The 5,816-nt window shown below is 55.5% G+C and carries 9 protein-coding genes and 1 pseudogene; 7 read left to right on the top strand and 3 right to left on the bottom strand.

The features are described 5' to 3' along the window. Nucleotides 1–262 precede the first annotated feature (262 nt). Together PHX60_RS15555 and PHX60_RS15560 are read left to right on the top strand one after the other, a co-directional pair. Complete coding sequence (locus tag PHX60_RS15555) at nt 263–715, top strand: methyltransferase (protein ID WP_300079614.1); 453 nt, start codon at nt 263–265, stop codon at nt 713–715. Nucleotides 716–723: 8 nt separating this feature from the next. Next, nucleotides 724–969 carry a DUF1653 domain-containing protein gene (locus PHX60_RS15560; RefSeq protein WP_300079617.1) on the top strand — a complete coding sequence of 82 codons (246 nt, stop codon included), beginning with the start codon at nt 724–726 and terminating at the stop codon, nt 967–969. Nucleotides 970–1,138: 169 nt separating this feature from the next. On the opposite strand, the gene PHX60_RS15565 is transcribed toward PHX60_RS15560, so the two are convergent. Genes PHX60_RS15565 through PHX60_RS15575 form a run of 3 tightly spaced genes read right to left on the bottom strand, consistent with a single transcriptional unit; the run spans nt 1,139 to nt 3,540 of the window. Next, nucleotides 1,139–1,936 (bottom strand): hypothetical protein, encoded by a 798-nt coding sequence (locus PHX60_RS15565; protein ID WP_300079619.1) that lies wholly within the window; start codon nt 1,934–1,936, stop codon nt 1,139–1,141. 3 nt (nt 1,937–1,939) lie between these two features. Beyond that, a complete protein-coding gene (locus tag PHX60_RS15570; RefSeq protein WP_300079621.1) occupies nt 1,940–3,175 on the bottom strand; it encodes a type II toxin-antitoxin system HipA family toxin in 1,236 nt (411 codons plus the stop codon). Next, entirely contained in the window at nt 3,172–3,540 is a 369-nt protein-coding gene (locus PHX60_RS15575) for a helix-turn-helix transcriptional regulator (RefSeq protein WP_300079623.1), read from the bottom strand. Before PHX60_RS15575 ends, PHX60_RS15570 begins: the two co-directional genes overlap by 4 nt. A gap of 253 nt (nt 3,541–3,793) precedes the next feature. On the opposite strand from PHX60_RS15575, the gene PHX60_RS15580 reads away from it, so the two are divergent. From PHX60_RS15580 to PHX60_RS15600, 5 genes and pseudogenes are all read left to right on the top strand, one after another. After that, on the top strand, nt 3,794–4,003 hold the full coding sequence (locus PHX60_RS15580; RefSeq protein ID WP_300079625.1) for a hypothetical protein: 210 nt from the start codon (nt 3,794–3,796) through the stop codon (nt 4,001–4,003). Between the two features lie 8 nt (nt 4,004–4,011). After that, the gene (locus PHX60_RS15585; RefSeq protein ID WP_300079627.1) at nt 4,012–4,470 is read left to right on the top strand and encodes an IS4 family transposase; all 459 of its coding nucleotides are present in this window, start codon (nt 4,012–4,014) and stop codon (nt 4,468–4,470) included. 22 nt (nt 4,471–4,492) lie between these two features. Next, nucleotides 4,493–4,603 (top strand): IS4 family transposase, encoded by a 111-nt coding sequence (locus PHX60_RS15590; RefSeq protein WP_300079632.1) that lies wholly within the window; start codon nt 4,493–4,495, stop codon nt 4,601–4,603. 10 nt (nt 4,604–4,613) lie between these two features. Further along, nucleotides 4,614–5,585 (top strand): phage/plasmid primase, P4 family, encoded by a 972-nt coding sequence (locus PHX60_RS15595; protein WP_300079629.1) that lies wholly within the window; start codon nt 4,614–4,616, stop codon nt 5,583–5,585. Between the two features lie 93 nt (nt 5,586–5,678). Continuing rightward, nucleotides 5,679–5,816 (top strand): annotated as a pseudogene (locus PHX60_RS15600) (IS5/IS1182 family transposase); the annotation flags it as partial.

Here is a 5,816-nt window from a genome sequence, read left to right on the forward strand (position 1 = left end):
AGCCAAAATACCCGCTTTGTGGTGCGATTGGAGTGACAAAAAGCACGCGAACAGCGGCGCAGGAGGGCATCAGGGTGCAATGCGGGTGCATATTTGCAGAAAAAATCGGCTGAGGCTGGGGTGGCCGATGGCCAGACCGGACCATTCCAGTTGGCCATCCGCTGCCTTACCTGCCTAGAACAAACATGAGAAACATAGGGCTAGTTTCACGATGTGGGCTCAAAGCCGTGCAGGCAATTGAGGCTCCTATGAGGCTTTGCACATGAACCCGAAAACGCTTGGCCAACTTTGGGTTGCCTTGCAATTCACCACCCTGTTAGCTCTGGCTGTTCTGTGTTTTCTACAAGCCCAGCCATCTTTGCCAAGTGTTTGGAGCTGGGTGTTTTGGTTGGCTAGTGCTGTGCTTGGTTCGTGGACGCTTTGGGTCAATCGGCCCGGTAACTTTAATATCCGTCCAGAGCCCCACCCCGATGGAAGGCTGGTGCAAGAAGGCCCCTACCGCTGGGTAAGACACCCAATGTACGATGCTGTACTGCTGCTCGCTGCGGGTGCCGCTGCGTGGTTGGCGAATGCGTTGGGCGTGGTGCTATGGTTGGCTCTATTGGCCATTTTCATAGCCAAAGCCCAGTTGGAAGAGCAGTGGCTGCTCAAGCACTATCCCCAATACGCCGACTACCGTGGGCAGACTTGGCGGCTGATTCCCTGGATTTATTGAGGTACGCGATGTCCGAACAGCTTGAATTAGTTGTACCAACCCACCTGATGCCTGGGGCACGACTACGGCATTACAAGGGTGGACTGTACCGCGTGGAGGGTGCTTGCCTGATTGAGGCCACGCTGGAGACAGGTATTCTCTACAGGCCAGAACAAGGCAATGGCACCCATGTTTTGTGGATGCGACCGGCAGCCCAGTTCGATGAGCTGGTAAACACTGACCAGGGCCTGGTCTGTCGATTCACTCTGGTGTAACGATTAGCCTGCTGCTACAAGCCTGTCTGCGGCTGCGCTGCCCATTTCGTAAACAAAGCGGCTGCCTGCTGGGGATGCTGCCCGGTGAGCGCACTACTGGCGAGTTGCCATTGAAGTGGCCACGACATGCACTTTTCCGGCACTCTCTGTGAGAGTACCCCCAGCTCGATTAAGCAACACCGAGTATCCAGCCTTCGGTTTTGGCCATCAGTTGCATGCTGGGGTCCAGCTGTGGGAGCATGACGGCTTGGAGTTCTCCGCTGCTGTCTGCTTGCTTGAGCCAGCAGGCAATCGCCCAAGCATCCTGCTGGTCACCCGTCATGCTTGAGCTGGATGGAAAGCGGTGCTTGTAGAGGGATGGATATGCTTCAGCGACCACCGACCGACCGGAAGGAGGACAGAATCCATCAAAGGGCCAGAAGTGCAGTTGCTGACCGAGTTTCTCTCGCAGAAAGAGCAGCCACGGCAGGCCGGAGCGTGTCGACTTAGCGACTGAACCCTGAACGTCGAACTGGAACACCGACTTGGCTCGGCAGCGTTGTTCCGTGATGCGCCGCCATTTCGGGCTGCCAATACGCTGTGCACCGTTGCCAACGAAACCGTCGCGCACGAAGTCCACGTAGACATATTCACCATCGGTGGGCCAGTGTTGCTGAAAATCGCGCAGGAAGATATCCCAGTCCGGCTGTATCTGGTGGTACTCAAAGTACCGCAGCGGGAACGAAAATCCGTGGTCGATACCTACGATGGTAGGGGTCGCATCGGACAAGGTTTGCAGCAACCAGTGCGCTACGCCTTGCCGTGTCCAGTACTTGCGAGGGCTCGGTGGAGGTAGCACCTCTAACGCATCACTTTCAGCGGTCGCCATGAACTCCCGCAACCCCTTGAGGCTGCTGATAGGAGTTTGGGCACCGCTGTAGTCGATGCCAATGTAGCGTTCAAAACTGGGTCTGCTGGTGTGGTTCATTGGTCAAGCGGCGCTGAGTCTTGCTGCGTTGACTGTAATAGTAGCTACGATGCTTTGCTTTGAAGCGGTACGAATGGAGTAGTCTCTGGCTTGTACAGCAAAGGTGCGCGCTACGGCGAGTTGTTGTTCGATGACCTGCTCCGCCCAGCGTTTATCGACGGCACATTGCACCGCTAGTTGCAGCAAGTGAGTGCGATGGATGTGCAGTGCCTCGCCGCAAACATCCATCTGGTGATAACCGCCAGGCCCCGCGCAAAAGGTCAGGTCATACGCGGGTGCCAATACCCAGCGACGCTCTTGCTTCAACAGAAAGCTGAAATTTTTCGGATGGTCATCGCGGTTATTGAACAATACATTGAACACTGTACGCTGGTAGGCCTTTTGCACTTCGCGCTCGTCCCGAGTGAGAAAGCGTGTAGCACGCAAGAACGTCGTGTAATCGACGGTACCAGGTAGACGAAAATTAACATGCAGCAGGCCTGCCAATGTGTGGATAGGAATGCGCATGGCCCCCGTTACATCAAAACGGGCAATCCCGAATGCGGCCAACTGTGGGCTCAGGTCAAAATACTGCGTGGCAGGAATCTCTAAGCCGCAATCCCGTGCCAGCTCAGCGTAGAGGTGTTCGATGGCACAAACTTCCTTGTACTCGTTCTGCGCTTGGAATTTCACCAGCCAGGGCGCACTGCCGTCAAAGGCTTGTGTGCTCATCTGCCCTGTAGCAGCATGGTAATGCACCAGTACTTTGGGACGTGCGCCATGGGGTGAGCCACCCATCAGGGCAAGCTGCTTGAGGATGGCGCTGTCTTGTCCCCTGAGCAAAGTTTGCGCTTGCTGCGCTAGACCTAGCAATTGCACATTGTCAATGGTAAGGTCGCCCACGGTAGCGGGCTGAAAGCTGAGTGCGCCCATAGCTCGCTGGCCGATGAACGATAGCCTATCGAGCACCGAGGTACGCTCTGGGACGATGCCATTCTGGCGAAATAGCCTGTCCATCAGCAACAGGCCCCAGCCATCGGGCAGTGCATCGGCAATCAGCCCTGGCAGCCCCAACTGGTAGGCCGGGAAATCACCATACGCCGCTGCTTGTAATTTCAAATGGCGTGGCGATAGCTCTAGACCTTGTGCAAGCGCCTGCGCACTGTACTCAAAGAGCAGCTTGTGGCCATCGTCAGCCAGGGTGGCCAAATGCCAATGTTCGCCCCAGCCTTCATAAAAAACGTCGACTTTTTTCATCATGATGTGCTGCGCACCAGCTTGGCTTTACGGGGCGCACGTTTGCGCTCGGCCAGTTGGGCGCGTTCCATCTGTGCAATCGACGGTGCGGCTTTCAGCTCGAAGAGCGGGGCCAGCTCGTCGATGAGCCCCAACACCATCACGATGCGGATGGTCGATTCCAGCGAGGACACGCCTTTACCTTCCAGATTTTTCACCGTGCCTGGAGCTAGACCAGCGCGCTCAGCCAGGTCTTTCTGCGTCATCCCCTGTGCCAAACGTTGGCGCTTGAGGCGCAAACCGAGTTCAGTGCAGATTTCTTGATGAGATGCAAAATAAAAGTCCAATATAGTGTCTCTTAACAGCGATTTATCACAATAAATAGCCATTATTTTAGCTATTACATGAAATGTACGCCAGCAACCTGTGAGGTATCCCATTACACACAAGTCCCTAGCCCTCAGCTACACTGGAACTTCACCTGACCGATAGATTGGCAACGCTTTGACTTGGGCGCGCCAATGTAAGGACAAAGACGGCCAGCGCCCCGGCCTATGCGAGAGCCGTCGCTGGATTGAGAGCTAAGAGCGCATTGCCGAGAGCGCCAAAGACAAAGCACTCGAAAGCACGCGCCACGTCTGTGTGGGTGACCGCGAATCGGACATGATGGCCTTGATGTGCAAAGCACGTGATTTGGGCTATCCAGCCGACTATCTGGTGCGCAGCCAGCACAACCGAGTGCTGCCCAATGGTGGCAAGCTGTGGGAACAGGTGATGGGGCAAACGCCACTGGGGCGTATTCGTTTCCTACTGCCGGCTGGGCGTGGACGCAAGAGCCGCACGGTCGAATAGACATCCGTGTGCAGCGCCTGAGCCTGCTAGACCCTAAGAAAGCGAGCCTGGTCGTTACCTGTGTGATTGCCACGGAAGTCAATGCGCCGGAGGAAGTCAAGCCGGTGCAATGGCGCTTGCTGAGCAACCGAGAGGTCAACTGCCTCAAGCAAGCGAGCGAACGGATTGACTGGTACCGGGCGCGTTGGGAAATTGAGCTGTTCTTCCTGATTTTGAAGGAAGGCTGCCGGGTTGAACGCTTGCAGCTGGGAGACAAAGACCGATTGGAACCGGCGCTGGCCATTTACATGGTGATTGCCTGGCGCATCAACCGGTTGATGCGTCTGGGACGCACTGTGCCCGAGTTAGAGGCCGGGCTGGTGTTCGAGCCCGACGAATGGCGCGCGGTCTTCATCTTGAACAAGAAACCGATACCGAAAAAGATGCCCACGCTCAACGAGGTACTGAGACTGATTGCCCGGCGCTGAGGCTTCTTGGGCTGAAAAGGTGATGGTGAATCAGGAGCTAAAGACACTGTGGCTAAGCTTGCAGGAGATTGCCCTCTTCGTCGAGGGTGCGCGCTACACCAGAGAGTTCAGCGAGGCGGGGACTTGTGTGTAACGGGATGCGTATGAGCCGCGAATCCTTCAAGCCTTTGGGTTTTGCTAACTACCTTGTGGATACAGGTGACTACCGTAAAGCAGACAAGCAGTTCCTGCACTGGGGTGGCACTCACTGGGAGGAAATCGACGAGCACGACATGCAAAGTTTGGCGCTTGACTGGATTGAGGAGTTTGGGGGGCATGGTAATGCTAGCTGCAACAATGCAAAGCAGGCCTGTGCAACGGCCATGCTGCGTTTGTCAAAGTTGACTGAGCCTAGCAAGGAAACCATTGTCCCGGTGCTCAATGGCTATGTCCATCTGGACGCTACAGGTGTGAAGTTGCTGCCTCACGACAAAGAACTGGGTCTACGGCACGTTATCAAGTGCAACTTTGACCCAACAGCTCCAACTTCTGTAGTGTTTGAGCGCTTTATAGAGTGGATTTTGCCTGACGCTGCTGTGCGCCAACGGGTGCAAGAGTACATCGGCTACACGCTACAGCCTGATGCTCGACATCAAATTGCACAGTTTTGGCTAGGTTCTGGTGCCAATGGCAAAGGCGTGTTGGCAAACATCGTACAAGCGCTCCATCACCGAGTGGCTGCCGTCAACCTAGACCAACTGAACAATTTCAATATGACGGAAACCGTGAATGCTTCCCTGATTTACTGTGATGAAGCACCACAGGGGCGCATCAGTGACAGCACTTTCAAGATGGTGACGGCAGGTGAGAAGGTGGCCATCAACCGCAAGTACCGTGACCCTATCTCCACACGGATATTGGGCAAGTGGCTGATTTTGGGCAACCATGTACCGACAATCACCGACCATTCGGAAGGCTTTTGGCGTCGACTGGACATCATTCCCTTTGATGTCACCATCCCCGTTGCAGAACGCGACCCGCTGTTGGCCAATCACATCATTGAGCATGAATTGAGCGGGGTGTTGAACTGGGCCTTGGAAGGTGCTGTTCGCCTGCTGGCCAGGGGGGGGCTTTGAATCAGTCAAGCCAATCGCCATGAACAAAGTTGTTGAGGTCGCAAAACGGCTTTGTTGCACAAATCCCCCGACCGGCAGGTAAGCTAACGTCCCATGAGTGAAGCCGCACCCGCCAAGACCCGCTACAAAACCACCAACTGGCCCGAGTACAACGCCGCCTTGAAGGCCCGCGGCTCGCTGACCCTGTGGTTCGATCCTGACATGCAATGGCTGGCCACCCCCAGTGGCAAG

Origin of the sequence: Giesbergeria sp. (assembly GCF_028686475.1) — a bacterium.
In the GTDB taxonomy this organism is placed as follows: domain Bacteria; phylum Pseudomonadota; class Gammaproteobacteria; order Burkholderiales; family Burkholderiaceae_C; genus Simplicispira.